We start from the raw sequence: 19,604 nt of genomic DNA, 5'->3' as shown, positions 1-19,604 counted from the left end.
AGTACTTATATGTATAATTACTTATTAAACTTCTTACTACCTAACTTCATGTGGAACTTAGTATCTTTTGGAATGCTTGGGTTTATACCTCTTAATGTAGGTATTTCTCCACATATCAATTGTATAGGTACTATGAAGTTAAACGTTTGATAGTAAGGGTTATCTATAATATTTGCCTTTAAATTTTTGTCTTCTTCTGCAACATCTCTACCTATGACAAATACATTGTCTGTCCATCCAGAAAGTACTTCAACCATCTTAGTTACTCTAGGCTCTTTCCCTGTATCTAGTATAAATATAGTAGAATCACTATTTATAGCATTGTACACACCATGTATGAACTCTTCAAACTCATATCCAGTTACAGGTATTCTCATTGTCTCTAATAATTTTAATGCTGACTCTAATGTATCTCCATATATATCAGAGTTGCCTACTATTCTTATTTCTTTAGCGTTAACTAGCTTTTCTTTGTTTCTTTCAATCCATTGTTCAGATGATTTATATACTGATTCAAATCTATCTATTGCATCTAATATCTTATTTATCTCTTCATTGTACTTTTCACTAGATATTATTCCTTTTTCTCTAGCTATTTGAAGACCTAATAACATTAAATTTAACTTTGTGCAATAAAAGCCTTTTGTTTTCGCACCAGATTTTTCTTCACCACAATTCACTGTTAATATATAGTCAGAAATCTCATCTATCAGAGCATTTTTACAACCCGCCATAGATGCTATTTTACAACCTTTGTCTTCAGCTAACTTCATAGCATTATATACAGAATAACTACTTCCACCTTGAGATATTCCTACTACCAAAGTATTTTTATTATCAAATTTAAACGTATCTTCAGTTATCATAAATGGATACTTTTCTACAACATCTATGTCTAATAAATTTTGTAAATATGGTTGTACTTGCAATCCTGAGTGGTAACTAGTACCTGAACCTGTTATTATAATCTTTTTTATATCTTCTTTCTTAATTTCATTAAATAAATTATCTGCATTAGATATCATTTCTCTCATTTTAACTGGTGTTTCTAACATATAATCTTGTATTCTCATTTTGTATGCCTTCCTTATTCATATATTCAATAAATTATAATTTTGTTTCTATAATAATCCTATTGCATGTAAAGCAATTCCTCCCACTATAATGCCTAGAGTTAACTTTGTTACACTTACCTTTCGCTTTAACATGTAATATATTACAAATGCAAAAGTTAAAGGTAACATATTAGGTATTATTTTATCTAATATATCTTGTAAAACCACTTCTGCACCATTTAAATTAAATTTTAATGGAGTGGTTATACTTAACATTGTTGCAACCATTCCTCCTACAACAAATAAACCAACTGTTGTAGCCATAGACATTATTTTCTCCATAAGCCCTTCTCTTTGTATTCTTTCAAGGGAATTTACCCCGACTTTATATCCATATTTAAGTCCAAGTATTCTTAGAGCAAATGCTGGGATATTGTACAATAGTAAGAATAATAGTGGTCCAAATATATTTCCTTCTTTTGCAAGTGATACTCCTATTCCAGCCGCTATAATTCTAAATGTTCCCCAAAACAGCGAATCCCCAATTCCTGCAAGGGGTCCCATAAGAGCTGTTTTAACAGCACTAATTGAACTTTCATCAAATTCTGGATTATTAGCATTTTCCTCTTCCATAGCTGCTGTTATACCTAATATAGCAGGAACTACTACTGTGGTTGTATTAAACATCTCTAAATGTCTTTCTATTGCTTTTGCTTGATTTTCTTTTTTATTATATAACTTCTTTATTGCAGGTAACATTGCATAGCAGTAACCTAAGTTTTGCATTCTTTCATAATTGAATGCACCTTGAAGAGCAAATGAACGCCAAAACATACTTCTTAATTCTTTTTTTGTTAGTTTATTCAAAGTCAATCTCTCCTTCCGTTAAAACATTAGTTGCTACTTGAGGATTTTGACTATTTTCTTTGTTATTAATATAAAAGTTTAATATAACTGCTACACAGACTCCAAACAACGCTATTGCAGTTATATCTAGTCCAACATAAGATGCTAGGAGGAATCCTATAAAGAAAAATACAGACATCTTTTTTGAAAGTAACATATCCATAAGTAGTGCAAATCCTACTGCTGGTAACAATGTTCCTGCAACACCTAATCCGTCTAGTATAACTTTAGGTATTGCATTTATTAATGTTGTAACTTTATCAGCACCAATCATAATTGCTAAAAATGTTGGAACTGATGTACTTAAAAAGAATAATACTACTGGCACCCACATCATTATGGTAACCTTTTTAAAGTCAGCTTGTTTAGCATAGAAAACTGCCTTTTGAGAAAAATATGAGTTTACTATTCTAACTAATACTCCAAGAGATTGTGCTAAGACTGCTACTGGCACTGCTACAGCTAGAGCAACTTCTGCACCATTTCCTGATAATATAGCAAAAGCTGTACCTAATACACCACCTGTTACTACATCTGGAGGAGTAGCTGCACCTATTCCTGCAATTCCCATCCAAATTAATTCAAGTTGTGCACCAATCATAATTCCTGACTTTATATCTCCTAAAACTAATCCTACTAATGCCCCTGTAACTATTGGTCTATCAAACATAGATTGACCAAATATACGTCCATCTAATATACCAAAGCCTGCTATAATAGCTAACATAATAGCTTGTACTAACATAGTGAACCTCCCTCTTAATTTACATTAATTACATCACATTCTTGATTTCATTTTTATTTTCTAATAATTCATTTACATGAACAATTCCATTTCTCGCTTCCTCTAAACCCGATTTAGCTAATAGCTTTACATCCTCTTCTGGTGATAAAAGAATAGCCAAAAGCATTGGTAAATTTACTCCTGTTAATAACTCAAATTTAAACCCCTGCAAAAGTAAATTAGTACATATGTTTGCTACACTTCCACCAAATATATCTGTTAGTATGATAAGTTCTCCATTATCTTTGTTATTTGATAATATACTTATCATTTCTTTCTCAGCATCGTCTGCTGATTTATCTTTTGTCATACAAAAGTACTCAACATTACTTAATGAACCAATTATTAATTTACTTGTCTCAACAAGCTCCTTAGACAATTCTCCATGTGTTGCAATTAAAAAATTTTTCATTTTCTTTCTCCCAAATTATTTTATTAAGTCTGATAATTTTTTCTTTTTGTCTCTAGGTAACATTCTAAATTCTATATCAATTCCTAAATCAGTTATTTCTTTAAAATTGTTTATATCATTATCATCAACAGCAACTAAGTCTGTCAGCTTCTTCTTTCCTTCTTCGTATCTTAATCCACCTACATTTATTTCTTTTAAAACTCCTCCTGAGTTTTTAGCTACATCTAAAGCATCTTTTGTATTTTTTACCAATACTAATACATTACTTTTCTTTGAAGAAGCAAATTTTTCTACTATTTCTCCAGATTCCTCTATCCCCCTTATATATAAAGTTACATTACTAGGCTTAGCTAAATTTAATGACATGGCTTTCATTTGATCGTTTTTTGCTTCATCATTTGCAACTAATATTACATTTATACCTAGTGATGTTGTCCATCCATATGCCACCTGCCCATGTATTAGTCTGTCATCAATCCTCATTAAAGATATCATTTTCCTCAAATCCTCCATTATATATTAAAATTTTTATTTTTTATCCTCTTGTTTACTTATAAAAGCAAAAAGCATGCCAACTAGTGGCATACTTTTTTTAATTTTATTTATTTATTTTTTAATACTGTATTCTACTGAAGTGGTCCATAAATAATATTATAGATGTATCCTATTTCTGAAATAGATATATGCACACTATAACTCTTTTCTAGCACACTAAATGCATTTTTTATTAGTTTAACTTCACTGTGATGGTTTTTAATTAATAAATTCATATCAGTATACTCTTCAATCTCAGCTTGTCTAACTAATCTTTCAATCATACAACTTAAGTGAACATATAAAGCAATTTTTTTATCATTAGGAAGCTTTTTCTTTTGATTATTTTCTATAGCGTTGATTCCTTCTTCTATTCTCTCTATTATTTTTTTTGAGTCTAAAATAGTCAGACTATCTATTACTCTAGTCAAAGAAAAATTCTTTATGATAGAATCATTTATGTTTTTGATTTTTTCACTTTCTACTACTTTACTAAATATTCTAAAGACATCCTCTTCTCCTTTTCCTGATATTATATCCTCTAACAGTATGAAATCTACTCCATTTACATTTGGATTAGCAGTTCCTACTATGGCCAATACATCATACATCTTAAAAATTGGATCTTTACCTCCCATAAAAACAAGACTCTCATAATCATGAGGTATTATCTTAACATCGACTATACCAATTAAACTTTCTGAAAGTAGATGTTGGATTTTTATAGCAGTACCTATCCCAGTAAAACAAGAAGATACTATAGCATACTCCTTATTTTTTTGAGGATAATACAATTGTATATTGGGTTTAATTTCTTCATCCATAATTTCTGCAATATCTTCAATATTTTTACCTTGCATTAATAAGTTGCCTACCTCTAATGCAGAAATAGTGGATATTTGGTCTATAAACAACATTGGACTATTTATTTTGCTCTTTAAATCTTCATATATCAGATTAAGAGAGCCCATATCAAATAACACAACTAGTCCATTTTTTATCCTATCTCCTTCCAAGTATCTAGACATTTGATTTGATACATCAGCAATTGTCGAATCTATTGGCATATCAATAGCTGTAAATACATTTTTACCCAACATACGATTACATACATTTGCCATACTACTAGCAGTAGCATACCCATGTGCTATAATCATTGCATTAACTTTATTAGACTTCATTCTTATAATGGTTGACTTAATAAATATAATCATTATAATTATATCTACATTATTAAGGTACATATCCAATCTATTTGCTATTAATGTCGATACTTTATTTACTATAGAGTATTCTTTGTAATTCTCTTTTTTTAAATATGTTAGTAATTTACTTTGTAAGATTTTACATTCATCAGACAATTGATAAGACTCATCCTTCAAATAAAGATACGAAGAAAATGCTAATACATTATTCCCATCATATTTTATATTGTTGTTAACTTCTAAATTTCTAAATATGTCCTGCATTATAGATATTATAAGCTCCATAAGTACATTTTTATTTTCATCATTATTTGAAAAAACTAAGTTATCCATTAATCTAATCATTAAGTTGGAGCTCTTTTCACTAAATAACTCTTTCGTTATTTCTTTTTTTTCTAGTCTATCAAAATAATCTAAACACTTTATAAGACTTTGATATATTATATTTCTTTTATTTCCTTCATTTGATGTCTCAATATTAAATTGTTTAGGAGAAAACACAATACTTTTGCTTTTAGCACTTTGGAACTGAAATATATCTACATTTTCTATATAAATATTTCTAGGAAGGTCTTGAAGTGTAACAAAAATATTTCCATTTCTTTTTTGATTTTTTGCATATGCCCTTCCACATGCATATTTTATTACATTTTTACATTCACCTATATTACCTTTGAATTTTATCTTTAAAATTGTATTTAATGTAATTTGAGTTATCTCTATGGGTAAACCAAGCACCTTACTTTCCTCATATATAAAATGTTCTATAATCTTCCTTTTTTCAATAGTTCCTCTTTCCTCTATATTTGGAACATAAATATTTATAGGTATTCTTCTTAAAAAAGTCTGCAAAAACTCAGATAAGCTTTCTGTTGTAGCAAATACTAGTCTTACCTTAGCACTTCTATTTACTCCATTCTCTCCAATTCTAGAAAATGTACCTGTATCCATAAATGTAAATAACTTTTCCTGACCTTCACTGTTTAATCTATGTACCTCATCTAAAAATAATATACCACCATCAGATTTCTCTATTAACCCAGCTCTAGATTCATTTGCTCCAGTATAAGCTCCCTTGACATGTCCAAATAGTATACTTGATAATAACTCTGGATTATTATAATATTGTGCACAGTTTAGTACATTATATGGAGAATTTTTTTCTAATATATTACTACTTACACTATATTTATATATTACCTTCGCTAAAAAAGTTTTACCTACACCACTTTCGCCTGTTAGCATTATTGTAAGTCCATCATTTGGATAAAGTACAGCGGTTTTTATTTGTTCTATTGCCTCTTTTAGGCTACTTTCATGACCTATAATACTGTTAAATACAATTTCCTGCTTTAATAATTTACACTCATTATTAAGTTCATCAACACTTTCATAAATACTTTTTTTTGTAGGACCTATTGCATCATTTATCTTATTTTTTGGTAGAAAGATAACAGGTCTACTATTTATCTTTATAAGATTATCAGACTTTACCAAGTCATTTAATAATCGACTTGATTGAGTTCTACTTAAATTAAATTTTTTTACTATATCTTCTGTTACTATACCACTCTGGTTTTTAAGTTCATCAAAATTGTTAAATAATACCTTTTCATTTATAAAACGTAAAATCTCATTCTTCATAATCAACCTCCAATATAAATGTCAATAATACCAATGTATCATTTATATATTAGTGCAAATTTAGGAATAAAGTACATATAAAAACAACTCTATCTTTTTTAAGTAAGAGTAAAATTTTAAAATACTATACACATAAATATTATAGATAATGATAACATCATATTCTCCTTTATTAATTTTTCATCTAGAAATAATTTTTTCTAAGTTAATTATATATTAAGAATCTATAAAGATGAATAATTTAAATCAGCCTTGTTGAAAATAAAAAATTAGAAAAAAATTTCGATATATTTTTTTATTAAGAATATTCTATTAGACTTAAATTAATGATTTTAAATTTTATTTAGTATATAATAAATAAAAAGAATATTAATAGTTGATTAGAAAAAATTTGTAAAATCTTAAATTTTGATAGAAATATAAAAAGCTATGATTTTTATAAGGATAATATTTGTAACCTTAACATTAATAAATTTCAATTCTTCAAATTTTAATTCGAATATTATATCAGGATGTTTAATTTTTTCTGTACTCCTTTCATCATTTATTTTTGCTAAAGAATATAAAAAGTGAACTCTATATCATAGAGTTCACTATAGAAGATTGATTTAACTTAGTATTTCTAGTACTGTATTTAATACAGCATGACCATTACAAGTACCATAGTTTACCATATCTATTATAGCTACTGGAGCTTTATCTCCAACTATAGATTTTACATCATCAAACATAAATCTAAGCTGTGGTCCAAGAAGTAAAATATCAAAATTACCAAGTTCTGATTTTATATTTCCTTCTCCAACTGCCCATATTTTACAGTCTATATCTCTTTTCTTTGCATCTTTCTCCATTTTATTTACTAATAAAGTAGAAGACATACCACCAACACACACTAATAATATCCTAATCATTTACATCTCCTTTTAATCAAATCTACATATATTTTGATTAAAAAGTATATGTAGAAAAGTTTACATTTATAACTTCCTGTATTTTACTTTTAAATTATATCAAATTTTACCAATTTTTTCACTACCATAACTCATTTTATATTTCTAATGTCCACTTTTCTACTTCTTTAGATATATTTTCAGATTTTAATATTGCAGATATTATAGCATATCCATCACTATTTAAACACTTAAGTTTATCTATATTATCTAGTTTTATCCCACCAATCAATACAAATGGTATATCTACCTTTTCTTTAATTTCTTTGACAGTTTCAAATGATGCGGATTTAGCATCCAATTTAGTAGATGTTGTAAATATAGACCCTATACCTAAATAGTCTGCACCATCATTTTTTGCACAGATAGCTTCTTCTAAAGTTCTTGCTGATACACCTAGTATTTTATTCTTCCCTATAAGCTTTCTAACTTCCTTGGCATCAATGTCACTCTGTCCTACATGTACTCCATCTGCATCACAAATAATTGCTATATCTACTCTATCATTTATTATAAACTTAACACCATGTTTTCTAGTTATTTCCCTTAGCCTCATAGCCTTTTTTAAAAATTCTTTTCCAGAAGCATTTTTTTCTCTAAGTTGCACAGTTGTTATTCCAGAAGCTATTGCATCTTCAATACATTTATAAAAATCTCTACCTTCTAGCATTTCAGAATCAGTCACTAAATATAACTTTAAGTCTTTTTTTAAACATTCTTTATCTATCATTTACATCCTCCTGTTGAGCATTTATTCATTTAAAAATTCAATATTAGAGTATTTACTTATAATCTCTTCGTCCATTTGGTAAATAGAATTCATTAGCTTTTCTTTAAATGTACCTATTGGTGGATTATTTAAATTAGCCAACTCTCCACTTAATGACATTGTAAGTACACCCATTGTAGCTGCTTCTAATGTATTTTTAGTCACAGCCATAAAACTTGCAATCAAGCTAGCAGTCATACATCCTGTACCTGTAATACCTTTTAGCTTCTCAGTTCCATTATTTATTTTATATGTATCCTTACTATCAGTTATTATATCTATTTTTCCAGTTGCTGCAACTATACATTCAAGCTTTTCAGAAACTTTTTTTATTATATCAGTAGAATCTTCTTCATCATCAAAGGAATCTACTCCCTTACCCATTACATCAAAACCACCTATAAATTTTATTTCTGCTATATTCCCTTTAACCACGTCAAATTTAACTTCATTTAAAAGCTTATTTGTAAGTTCTGCTCTGGCTTTACTTGCAAAGACTCCCACTGGGTCTAAGATAACAGGTTTATTGTATTTATTTGCAGACTTTCCAGCCAATAAAAACAAATCTAATATATTTGAATTCATGGTTCCTATATTTATAACTACAGCATTTGCTATACTTACCATTTCTTCTACTTCTTCATATGAAAAACTCATAAGAGGGCTTGCACCTATAGCTAAGGTTACATTAGCACAATCATTTATTGTTACATTATTAGTATAGTGAATTACTAATGGGTTTACTTTCTTTGCATCTTCAATTAAATTATACATATTCTACCTCCATAAAATTTTATTTACTATTCAAACTTATAAAAATGATGTACTGGACCTACTCCATGACCTATATCAAAACTATTTTTTATTGCTTCTGTTATATAAATTTTACTTAATTTTACTGCTTCTTTTATTTCATAACCTAATGCAAGGTAAGATGTTATTGCAGAAGATAATGTACATCCTGTTCCATGTGTATTTTTTTTATCAATTCTTTCACTTTTATACACTTCAAATATATTTTTACCAACTAAAATATCCACTGCTTCTCCATCTAAATGTCCGCCTTTCATAAGAACAAATTTAGGTCCAAGCTCTAATATTTTCTTTCCTACACTGTTCATATCATCTACATTATGTATTTTTATTCCTGTAATTTCTTCTGCTTCTGGAATATTTGGTGTAATTATATATGCAAGTGGTATTAAATATTTAATTAGATTCTCCTTTGCTTCTGGTTTTAATAAATAATATCCACTTTTAGATATCATTACGGGGTCTACTACTAAATATTCTGGATTGTATTTTTTTAAATTTTCAACTATTTCAAGTATAATTTCTGGGCTTGAAACCATTCCTATTTTTACTGCTCTTGGAGGTATATCATCAAATACTGCCTCTATTTGTTTTTTTATTATACTTTGACTTAAATCTTCTACCGCAAAAACACCTTGAGTATTTTGTGCCGTTATAGCTGTTATTACACTCATTCCATATGTGCCAATTGCACTAAAAGTTTTCAAATCAGCTTGGATTCCAGCTCCTCCAGATGAATCTGAACCAGCTATTGTAAGTGTTGGTATTTTATAGTTACTCATTTATACCCTCCTAAAAATTTAATTTAAATAAATTAACTAAAAAAGCTATACCTACAATAGGTATAGCTTAGAAATTCGCATATATCACAAATAATACATACTTAAGTTTTATACTAAGCTTTCCTACGCTGGCATTATCCAGTTCAGGTGTAAGGGTCGGTATTCCTCTCAGCTCTTGGCTCCCCTAGCTATTTTAATTTATTATATTTATAACTTCATTATATTACAATAGTATTTATTGTCAAGTTTTTACACTATATACATTTATTTACTATGTAATTAAAGACACTTACTTCAGTTCTTTTATCTGTTCTCCAATAATGTAATTTTCTTTATTGTCAATTGAATCTATAAGTATATTGGGATTTTTTATTATAGATAATTTTTTATCCCTAGTTAATTTTTTTATATAGTATTCTAATTTCATTGCATTACTTTTTGTATTTGTTACAAAGTAAACTTCTAACTTTTTAAATCCCTTTGCTCTTGTATACTTTGAATTAATTCCTAGCTTATGTTCATTCATTCTTCTTGCTATATTGCTAGTATATCCAGTATATAGAGAATCATCTTTACATCTTATAATATATGTAAAATACATCTTAATTCACATCCTTAAATTAAATATATAAACATTATATTATAAAATAAAAAAAACTGCTGTAAATTATATATATTAATCAGCTCTAACAATAACTCAAATGCAAATTAGTAAAGTAGATTCTAAGAGTATTTGACGCTAAATTTTGACATATTAATAACATATTTATTCTTCTAACAAAAAATTCACAAATATAAAAAATAAAATTTTCAAAAAAATTATAATTTTCAAAAAAATAAATTGACATATATAAAAAAATTATGATAACCTAATAAAAAGGGGGCAATGATTATGGAAAACAATTTAATTACAGCTAAAAGCAATAATATTGAATTATCACAAAAGAACTTATTTAAAGTCAATTTACAGATAGGTGTATACTTTACACTTTTGTCAAAATCACTTAAAGCCTTTTACAAAAAAGAAGAAGATTTTTATTGCATTGCTCTTGCACCATGCAATGTGTCTGATGAAAAAGCAAGTAAGAAGATAAATATTTCTGAGATGATAAAAGAAATTAATACTTTAATTGAAAGTGTAACTGATAAAAGCGAACTTTTAAGCGAAGAAATATTTACAAACAATCTATCAGAATTTTTTGACGAATATTTAGATAACATTTATATAGAGTTAAGACAAGCATATCTATATCTTAAGAAGAACACAAACAATCTTGATATAGAAAACTCCATTGAATATGTATTCGATGTCAGTATAAGTAATGAAACAAAAATGAAAGAAAATCCACTGATTAACTTTAATTCACTTTCTTTAGTGGTATGGAGTGGTGAAACAAAAAATATTTTACATCAAATGAACATTTTAGATTTAGAAAATATTCACTCCTATCTTTCAGAAAACAATACAAATATGACTCTTTATCAAGATGATAATCTCAAATATGAAGTTAACGAAAACAGTGAAAATATAGGAGAAAGTAATATAGATATAATTGAACAAATGCTTATACTTCCAGATAATTCAGACTATGATAAAGATGAAGTTGAAAACATGAAAAACAGACTTTCAAACATAAATGGAAAATATCTACAAACACTTAAAGAAAAAGATATAGTTATAAAATTAATAAATTCAAATTTAACTGATGAACCAGAATTTAGTGATTTAAAACACCAATTACCTCCGTGTTGGGTAAGATCAGGTAAAACTTGGAAGGATGTACCTGGGGTATATAGAAACAACTCTATTGTAGCTAAAATAGGTTATAGTAACCCTAGTTATGCAAATGTTCATTCAGCTAAAAATTTGGAATTACATGAAACTGCACATGCCATAGATAAAAATGTCTTAGACAAAAAATCAAATTCAGAAGAATTTATGGAAGTGTTTACTCAAGAAAAATATAAACTTTATGACCCTAAACAAGTTGCACATGCATACATTAGTAAATTCCCAGAAGAATTTTTTGCGGAATCATTTGTGCATTATTATCTTGATGAAGACTCAAAAAATATATTGAAAGAAAATTGTCCTTTAACATATAATTTTCTTGAAGAATTAGAACTAAGCTATGAAATACATTAATACTTAATAATATATTTCTATTTAATAAATTACTCTTTATAAAAGACTTTTTGATATTTATGTTATAATATTTCTAATGGTTATATTTTAAAATAGTTTATGTAGCCCATGATTTAAATAAATAATAAAAGGATGAAGAGTTATGAAATTAAACAGAAATGATGCTTGTTGGTGTGGAAGTACTAAAAAATATAAAAAATGTCATATGGATATAGATAATAAAATAAATTCATTCGCTCAGCTAGGTCATATTGTACCTACTCATGACATCATAAAAAATGCAACACAAATTGAAGAAATAAAAAAAAGTGCTGTAATAAACACAAAGATTTTAGATTATATTTCAGATAAAATTAAAGTTGGAATGTCTACAGAAGATATAAATGAATTAGTCCACAACTTTACATTAGAAAATGGAGCTATTCCTGCACCACTAGATTATAATGGTTTTCCTAAAAGTGTATGTACATCAATAAACAATGAAGTTTGTCATGGTATCCCAAGTAAAGACATCATATTAAAGGATGGAGATATTATAAATGTAGATGTTTCTACTATTTTTAATGGATATTACTCAGACGCTTCAAGAATGTTTATGGTAGGAAATGTTAAAGAGAATGCAAAAAAATTGGTTCAAGTTACTAAAGAATGCATTCAAAAAGGTCTTGAGGCTGCTAAACCATGGGGATTCTTGGGTGATATAGGTGATGCTATTAATTCTTATGCAAAAGAAAATGGATATTCTGTTGTTAGGGAAATTGGTGGGCATGGAGTTGGACTAAATTTTCATGAAGACCCATTTGTAAGTTATGTTTCTAAAAAAGGAACTGAAATGTTATTGGTTCCTGGAATGATATTTACGATAGAACCTATGGTAAACGAAGGAACTCATGAGATTTTTGTTGATGAAGAAAATGATTGGACTATCTACACAAAAGATGGTAAATTATCTGCTCAATGGGAGTGCATGATTTTAGTTACAGAGACAGGAGCTGAAATTTTAACTCAATAAAAAATAAAAGCCTATAAAGATTGAGTTTTCAATCTTTATAGGCTTTTATTTTATTCATGCACATCTATTGCATCAACTGGACAGCTTTCTCTAGCTTCTGCTGCTGATTCTTCAGCATCACTTGGTATTTCATCAACTATAACATGTGATTTTCCATCATCCTTCATATCAAATACTTCTGGACATATTGATGGACATAATCCACAACCTATACAAGTATCTTGATTAACATTTGCTTTCATAATAAAATCCTCCTAAACGTTACAAATTTAAAATTTTGTTTACCAAAGATTGGCGAACTAAAACTTTGACCTTCAGTTCTTTTTTATTATGTCCTCAAATTTGAAAATAATACCTTTTCAAAATAAATTTTATAAAATTTATTTTATAGTTGTATTATGACTATATATAATATACATTGTCTAGCTCTTCGTATTCGTAGGATACTTCTCTTTTATTCTTTTTTACAGGTTCTAGATTTCTTATTTTCACTATTTTTGCTGGTATACCAACAACTGTGGCTCCATTAGGTACATCTTTAACAACAACTGAATTTGCACCAATTTTTGAATTAGAACCGATATTTAAAGGTCCTAGTATTTTTGTTCCAGCTCCAATTAATACATCATCGCCAACAGTTGGATGTCTCTTTCCAGTATCCTTTCCTGTAGCACCCAAAGTAGCTCCTTGATATATTGTTACTCTATTTCCCACTTCAGCTGTTTCACCAATTACAACACCCATTCCATGGTCTATCAAAATACCTTCTCCCATTTTAGCCCCAGGATGTATTTCTATACCAGTCATAAATCTGGATATCTGGGATATTAATCTAGCTGTAAAAAGCATCTTCTTCTTATAAAGAAAATGAGCTATTCTATGCATTATCATTGCATGCACTGATGGATATAGTAAAAAAACTTCTATCTTAGATCTAGCTGCTGGATCATTTTTCATTATATATTCAATATCTTTATTTATTTTTTTAAACAAAGTATTCACTCCCTCAAATAAAATTATTAAAATATTCCCATGGACATATATTTATCTACTCCATCTGGAGCTACTGTTACTATTTTTTTATTTGGATATTTTTTCGCCATTTCCATAGCACCAAATATATTTGCTCCAGAAGATATACCTACCAAAATCCCTTCTTTTGATGCAAGTAATTTAACTGTATCAAAAGCATCTTCATCATCCACTAATATTACTTCATCAACTACACTAGAATCATAATTTTCAGGAACAAAGTTAGCTCCTATTCCTTGTATTTTATGAGGTCCAGTTTTATTTTCTGATATAGCTGGAGATTTTTTTGGCTCAAGTGCAACTACTTTTATGTTTGGATTTTGCTCTTTTAAATATCTTGCAGTCCCTATTAAAGTACCACCTGTTCCAACTCCACATACAAATATATCTAAATCTTTAACATCATTCATAATCTCAACTGCTGTTGTTTTATAATGTGCATTTGGATTGTCTTTATTTTCAAATTGTTTCAAACTTTTATAATTTGGATTTTCTCTCAATAATTCGTTTGCTTTTTCTATAGAACCTGCCATTCCAGCTTTTCCATCTGTAAGTACTAAATTTGCTCCATAAGCCTTCATTAAATCTCGTCTCTCGATACTCATAGTCTCTGGCATTACTATTACTACTTCATATCCTTTTAATCTTCCTATCATGGATAATGCAATGCCAGTGTTTCCACTAGTTGCTTCTACTAGTACATCTCCCTTTTTTAATTCTCCTCTTTTTTCTAATCCTTCTAGCATTTCATAAACTGCTCTATCTTTTATACTTCCAGCTGGATTTACTTTTTCTAATTTTACATATATGTTAGAACACCCGTTAGTACATCCTAAATTATTCAATCTTACTACAGGTGTGTTTCCTATCAACTCTAATGCGTTATTATATAACATACTACTTCCTCCTATATGTCCAAATCTATTATCAAATTGATAACGATAAATATATTATAGTATTATCATTTTGATAATGCAACCTTTTTTTGGATTTTATCCCTACAATTGTTTTATTCCTAATATTAGTAATATTCAAACAAAAAAGTGAAAATCATTATCGATTTTCACTCTTCAAACTTCAAGCTTTATGCTAAGTCATACACAATACTCCACTACAAAAACTCTACAAAATACTATATAAGACCTAATATTTTTGCAACCTCTACATTAACCTTTAACACATTAACTCTATCTTCACCTAAAACTCCGAAAAGTTTTTTTGAAGTATTATCATCTACAATTTTTTGTAATTTACTCTCTGATATTCCTGATACTTTTGCTATAGCAGGTATCTGAACCTTTGCAGAAGCAGGGCTTATATTAGGGTCAAGTCCTGAACCTGATGCTGTAAGTAAATCTGTTGGTATATCTTCTTTTTTTACACCTGGATTATCTTTCAAAAACTTTTCAATATCTTTTTGAACTCTATCATGAAGCTCTGGATTAGTTGCTCCATAATTAAAAGAACCTGATGAAACACCGCCATAAACTGTATTTCCATCCTTATCTGGTATTAAATCTTCTTTTGTATAAGTATTATAGTTTACTGATGAAACTCTTCCCTTAAAAAATCTTGCATCTGTAAAACTTTGACCAATAAGCTCTGAACCAACCTTTACACCATTTACTTCTATCATACTTCCATTAGCTTTATCTTTAAATGCAACTTGACTTACCCCTGTTAAAACAAGTGGATATACAAGTCCGCAAACAAATAACAATACAATACTTACAAGCAATGCTGGTTTTAATGTTTTCATTTTTATATCCTCCATTTATTAACCTAAATTAAGAACCATTACTAAAGGTGTAATTAATAAATCAATTACTTTTATTCCTAAAAATGGTACTATAACCCCACCAAGACCAAAAATCAGCATATTTCTCATTAGCATAGCTTGTGATTTCATAGGTCTATATTTTACCCCTTTCATAGCAAGAGGTATTAAACATGGGATGATTATAGCATTAAATATTAAAGCTGATAATATTGCACTAAATGATGTAGAAAGTTTCATTATATTTAATATCTCCATTTGAGGTATTGCAAGGGTGAATATAGCTGGTATAATTGCAAAGTATTTTGCAACATCATTTGCTATACTGAATGTTGTTAAAGCACCACGTGTTATTAAAAGCTGTTTTCCTATTTCAACCACTTCTAATATTTTAGTTGGGTCTGAATCTAAATCTACCATGTTTGCTGCTTCCTTTGCAGATGTTGTACCACTATTCATAGCAAGACCCACATCCGCTTGAGCAAGTGCAGGAGCATCATTTGTTCCATCCCCTGTCATAGCAACTATTTTTCCTTCAGATTGTTCTTTTTTTATTGCCTCTATCTTATCTTCTGGTTTACATTCTGCAATAAATCCATCCACACCAGCTTCTCTTGCAATTGTAGCTGCTGTTAAAGGATTATCTCCTGTACACATTATCGTCTTTATTCCTATCTCACGAAGTCTAGCAAATCTTTCTACAAGCCCTGATTTTACGGTGTCCTTTAAGTAGATAATACCGTATATCTCATTATTGACACACACTACTAGAGGTGTCCCTCCTAATTTTGCTACTCTATTTACACTTTCTTCTAAATCGTCTGGTACTAATCCACCAGAGGATTTTACTCGATTTATTATACTGTCATAAGCCCCTTTTCTAATAGCTGTTCCATCAGATAAATTTATACCACTCATTCTAGTTTGTGCAGAGAATTCTACAAACTCAGCTTCTTCAGCCTCTTTTGTTTTTCCTGTTGAACCTAGTTTTATCCCTAAATCAACTATAGATTTTCCTTCTGGTGTATCATCTTTTAATGAACAGATAACAGCATAGTTTATTAAATCTTTTGAATCAGCATTTCCAACTGCTATAAATTCTGATGCAAGTCTATTTCCATAAGTAATAGTCCCTGTCTTATCCAAAATCATAGTATCAACATCACCACAAGCTTCTACTGCTTTTCCTGACATTGCAATGACATTGAATCTAGTTACTCTATCCATACCTGCAATTCCAATAGCTGATAATAATCCACCTATAGTAGTTGGTATTAAGCATACTAAAAGTGCTATCATAGTAGAAATTGGAATCTTAACACCTGCATAATTCGCCATTGGATAAAGAGATATTAAAACAACCATAAATATAAGTGTTAACCCCACCAATAAAGTATTTAAAGCAATTTCATTTGGTGTTTTTTGTCTTGAAGCTCCTTCTACAAGAGCTATCATTTTATCTAAGAAGGATTCTCCTGGCTTTGTTGTGATTTTTATTTTTAGCCAATCACTTACAACTGTAGTTCCTCCTGTAACAGAAGCAAAATCTCCTCCAGATTCTCTCATAACAGGTGCAGATTCTCCAGTTATTGCTGACTCATCCACAGAGGCTATCCCTTCTATTACTTCTCCATCATTTGGAATAACTTCTCCTGCATTGACTAAAACAATATCTCCCAGTTTTAGCTCGCTTGCACTTATCATTTTTTCATTTCCTAATTTATCTAAAACTCTTGCCACTGTATCTTTTCTAGTTTTCTTTAATGTATCTGCTTGTGCTTTCCCTCTACCTTCAGCTACAGCTTCAGCAAAATTTGCAAAAAGAACAGTTATAAATAGTATTATTGTTACAATCCCATTATAAACTCTTAAGTTATTGCCTCCATCACCAAATAGACTAGGTACTATTGTAAGTATCAATGTTACTATAAATCCAATCTCTACAACAAACATAACTGGATTTTTCATCATATATTTAGGATTTAATTTTTTAAAAGCTTCTATAATGGAAGTTTTGAAAATATCTTTTGTAATAAACTTTGTTTTTTTAGTTTCCATAAAATTTTACTCCCTCCCAATTTTTTAGTGCCATAATACTAGATGCTCTGAAATAGGTCCAAGCGCTAAGGCTGGGAAAAATGTTAAAGCACCAACAATTAAAACAACCAATACTAAAATTATTGTAAATGTGAAATTATCTGTTCTAAGTGTTCCTATGCTTTCATTTACAGAGTTCTTAGATGCTAATAAACTTGATATTGCAAGTAATATTATAATAGATACATATCTTCCAAAAAACATAACTATACCTGTTGTTATATTCCAGAACATCGTATTATCTCCTAAACCTTCAAACCCTGAGCCATTATTAGCTGCTGAAGATGCAAACTCATATAAAACCTGTGATAATCCATGGAATCCAGGATTTGAAATTCCCTCAAGACCTGCTGGTATCGCTACTGAAAGTCCAGAGAACATAAGTATCAAAAGTGGATGTAATATAATAAGTAAAGCTATAAGCTTCATTTCTTTTCCTTCAATTTTCTTAGTTAAGAATTCTGGAGTTCTTCCTACCATCAATCCACATAAAAATACTGCTATTATAGCGTACATTAGCATATTCATAAGGCCTACACCTTTACCACCAAAAACAACATTAAGCATCATATTTAAAAGTGGTACTAATCCTCCCAAAGGAGTTAAAGTATCATGCATATTGTTAACTGTACCAGTTGTAAATGAAGTCGTCACTGTCGTAAACAATGCTGATTGAGCTATGCCAAATCTAACTTCTTTACCTTCCATACTTCCCATGCTTTGATTAAGTCCTAATTGTGATAAGATAGGATTTCCTGCACTTTCTGCTCTAAAGCAAACCATTAAACCTATTAAAAATATGATTGACATTGCACCAAATACAACCCAACCTTGTTTTTTGTTCTTTATCATATGTCCAAATGCAACAACACAAGCTCCTGGTAATATCATCATAGATAACATCTCTACTATATTTGATACTATTGTTGGATTTTCAAATGGATGTGATGAATTTGAACCAAAAAATCCTCCACCATTTGTTCCTAAGTGTTTGATTGATTCAAGTGCTGCTACAGGACCTTTAGCTATATCTTGAAGTTTTCCTTCTATAGTAGTTACTGTTTCTGTACCAGCAAAAGTCTGTGGTACTCCTTGTGTAACTAATATAATACCAATAATTAAAGCTCCTGGTAAAAGTACTCTTGTTGTTATTCTAATTAAATCTACATAAAAGTTGCCTAATGTTTTCTTTTTACCTACTAACCCTCTTACAAATGCCATGGCAGCTGCATATCCTGTCGCCGCTGATGTAAACATCATGTATATTATCACTGTCATTTGACTAAGATATGAAAGTCCTGATTCACCTGAGTAATGTTGAAGATTCGTGTTTGTCATAAAACTTATTATTGTATTAAATGATAAACTTTGTTCCATACCTTTAATTCCATTAGGATTAAAAATATGCATGCTCTGAGTTCTAAGTATTACATATCCTATAAACACCATGACTGCATTTGTAACTAATAAAGCTAAAGCATATTGCTTCCAATTCATTTCTTTGTTCTTATCTATGCTACATACCTTATATATACAATTATCTATTTTATCAAACACTTTATCTCCAAATGTTTTTTGATTAGTGGATATATGATATAAATATTTACCCATAGGTATTACTAAAATCATAAATATCGCCAATACTATTACTATCTGTACCATAAAAATTTTCCCCCCAATTCAACT

At 29.1% G+C, this 19,604-nt stretch carries 19 protein-coding genes and 1 riboswitch; of the genes, 2 read left to right on the top strand and 17 right to left on the bottom strand.

The genetic code is table 11. From position 1 onward, the window contains the following. Window positions 1-17: 17 nt before the first annotated feature. From KGF46_RS02785 to KGF46_RS02735, 11 genes are all read right to left on the bottom strand, one after another. Window positions 18-1,073, bottom strand: coding sequence for an SIS domain-containing protein (locus KGF46_RS02785; RefSeq protein ID WP_227827460.1), 1,056 nt, complete (start codon window positions 1,071-1,073; stop codon window positions 18-20). A gap of 48 nt (window positions 1,074-1,121) precedes the next feature. Further along, window positions 1,122-1,922 (bottom strand): PTS system mannose/fructose/sorbose family transporter subunit IID, encoded by an 801-nt coding sequence (locus KGF46_RS02780; RefSeq protein ID WP_227827459.1) that lies wholly within the window; start codon window positions 1,920-1,922, stop codon window positions 1,122-1,124. Continuing rightward, window positions 1,915-2,706 carry a PTS sugar transporter subunit IIC gene (locus KGF46_RS02775; protein WP_227861293.1) on the bottom strand — a complete coding sequence of 264 codons (792 nt, stop codon included), beginning with the start codon at window positions 2,704-2,706 and terminating at the stop codon, window positions 1,915-1,917. Before KGF46_RS02775 ends, KGF46_RS02780 begins: the two co-directional genes overlap by 8 nt. A 28-nt stretch (window positions 2,707-2,734) precedes the next feature. Continuing rightward, on the bottom strand, window positions 2,735-3,157 hold the full coding sequence (locus tag KGF46_RS02770; RefSeq protein WP_227827457.1) for a PTS sugar transporter subunit IIA: 423 nt from the start codon (window positions 3,155-3,157) through the stop codon (window positions 2,735-2,737). 15 nt (window positions 3,158-3,172) lie between these two features. Next, window positions 3,173-3,652: a PTS sugar transporter subunit IIB gene (locus KGF46_RS02765; RefSeq protein ID WP_227850814.1), complete on the bottom strand. Its 480-nt coding sequence runs from the start codon at window positions 3,650-3,652 to the stop codon at window positions 3,173-3,175. Between the two features lie 131 nt (window positions 3,653-3,783). Beyond that, complete coding sequence (locus KGF46_RS02760; protein WP_227861784.1) at window positions 3,784-6,540, bottom strand: sigma 54-interacting transcriptional regulator; 2,757 nt, start codon at window positions 6,538-6,540, stop codon at window positions 3,784-3,786. Between the two features lie 608 nt (window positions 6,541-7,148). Further along, a complete protein-coding gene (locus KGF46_RS02755; protein WP_227850816.1) occupies window positions 7,149-7,451 on the bottom strand; it encodes a PTS sugar transporter subunit IIB in 303 nt (100 codons plus the stop codon). Window positions 7,452-7,587: 136 nt separating this feature from the next. Next, window positions 7,588-8,220: a thiamine phosphate synthase gene (thiE, locus tag KGF46_RS02750; RefSeq protein WP_227850817.1), complete on the bottom strand. Its 633-nt coding sequence runs from the start codon at window positions 8,218-8,220 to the stop codon at window positions 7,588-7,590. A gap of 21 nt (window positions 8,221-8,241) precedes the next feature. After that, window positions 8,242-9,033 (bottom strand): hydroxyethylthiazole kinase, encoded by a 792-nt coding sequence (thiM, locus tag KGF46_RS02745; RefSeq protein ID WP_227850818.1) that lies wholly within the window; start codon window positions 9,031-9,033, stop codon window positions 8,242-8,244. A 26-nt stretch (window positions 9,034-9,059) separates the two neighbouring features. After that, the gene (thiD, locus tag KGF46_RS02740; RefSeq protein WP_227827451.1) at window positions 9,060-9,854 is read right to left on the bottom strand and encodes a bifunctional hydroxymethylpyrimidine kinase/phosphomethylpyrimidine kinase; all 795 of its coding nucleotides are present in this window, start codon (window positions 9,852-9,854) and stop codon (window positions 9,060-9,062) included. Window positions 9,855-9,957: 103 nt separating this feature from the next. Further along, window positions 9,958-10,050: riboswitch (TPP riboswitch) on the bottom strand. A gap of 93 nt (window positions 10,051-10,143) precedes the next feature. Further along, on the bottom strand, window positions 10,144-10,455 hold the full coding sequence (locus tag KGF46_RS02735) for a GIY-YIG nuclease family protein (RefSeq protein WP_227827450.1): 312 nt from the start codon (window positions 10,453-10,455) through the stop codon (window positions 10,144-10,146). Window positions 10,456-10,746: 291 nt separating this feature from the next. Here KGF46_RS02735 and KGF46_RS02730 point away from each other — a divergent pair, with 291 nt between their 5' ends. Together KGF46_RS02730 and KGF46_RS02725 are read left to right on the top strand one after the other, a co-directional pair. Next, window positions 10,747-12,000, top strand: a complete 1,254-nt coding sequence (locus tag KGF46_RS02730) for an anthrax toxin lethal factor-related metalloendopeptidase (protein WP_227854561.1) — start codon at window positions 10,747-10,749, stop codon at window positions 11,998-12,000. A 142-nt stretch (window positions 12,001-12,142) separates the two neighbouring features. Then, on the top strand, window positions 12,143-13,012 hold the full coding sequence (locus KGF46_RS02725; protein ID WP_227840285.1) for a methionyl aminopeptidase: 870 nt from the start codon (window positions 12,143-12,145) through the stop codon (window positions 13,010-13,012). Between the two features lie 50 nt (window positions 13,013-13,062). Here the strand turns inward: KGF46_RS02725 and KGF46_RS02720 are convergent, their stop codons facing one another. The 6 genes from KGF46_RS02720 to kdpA form a co-directional block, all read right to left on the bottom strand. Then, the gene (locus tag KGF46_RS02720) at window positions 13,063-13,254 is read right to left on the bottom strand and encodes a ferredoxin (RefSeq protein ID WP_227827447.1); all 192 of its coding nucleotides are present in this window, start codon (window positions 13,252-13,254) and stop codon (window positions 13,063-13,065) included. A gap of 160 nt (window positions 13,255-13,414) precedes the next feature. Next, a complete protein-coding gene (epsC, locus tag KGF46_RS02715; protein WP_227827446.1) occupies window positions 13,415-14,005 on the bottom strand; it encodes a serine O-acetyltransferase EpsC in 591 nt (196 codons plus the stop codon). A 26-nt stretch (window positions 14,006-14,031) separates the two neighbouring features. Then, window positions 14,032-14,940 carry a cysteine synthase A gene (cysK, locus tag KGF46_RS02710; RefSeq protein WP_227827445.1) on the bottom strand — a complete coding sequence of 303 codons (909 nt, stop codon included), beginning with the start codon at window positions 14,938-14,940 and terminating at the stop codon, window positions 14,032-14,034. Between the two features lie 236 nt (window positions 14,941-15,176). Next, a complete protein-coding gene (locus tag KGF46_RS02705) occupies window positions 15,177-15,803 on the bottom strand; it encodes a K(+)-transporting ATPase subunit C (RefSeq protein ID WP_227827444.1) in 627 nt (208 codons plus the stop codon). An 18-nt stretch (window positions 15,804-15,821) separates the two neighbouring features. Then, window positions 15,822-17,879: a potassium-transporting ATPase subunit KdpB gene (gene kdpB, locus KGF46_RS02700; RefSeq protein ID WP_227827443.1), complete on the bottom strand. Its 2,058-nt coding sequence runs from the start codon at window positions 17,877-17,879 to the stop codon at window positions 15,822-15,824. A 24-nt stretch (window positions 17,880-17,903) separates the two neighbouring features. Next, on the bottom strand, window positions 17,904-19,580 hold the full coding sequence (kdpA, locus tag KGF46_RS02695) for a potassium-transporting ATPase subunit KdpA (protein ID WP_255287884.1): 1,677 nt from the start codon (window positions 19,578-19,580) through the stop codon (window positions 17,904-17,906). Window positions 19,581-19,604: the final 24 nt, after the last annotated feature.

It is taken from the genome of Clostridioides sp. ZZV14-6153 (assembly GCF_020657855.1).
GTDB lineage: Bacteria > Bacillota > Clostridia > Peptostreptococcales > Peptostreptococcaceae > Clostridioides.
This window is presented reverse-complemented; position numbering and strand designations above follow the sequence as displayed.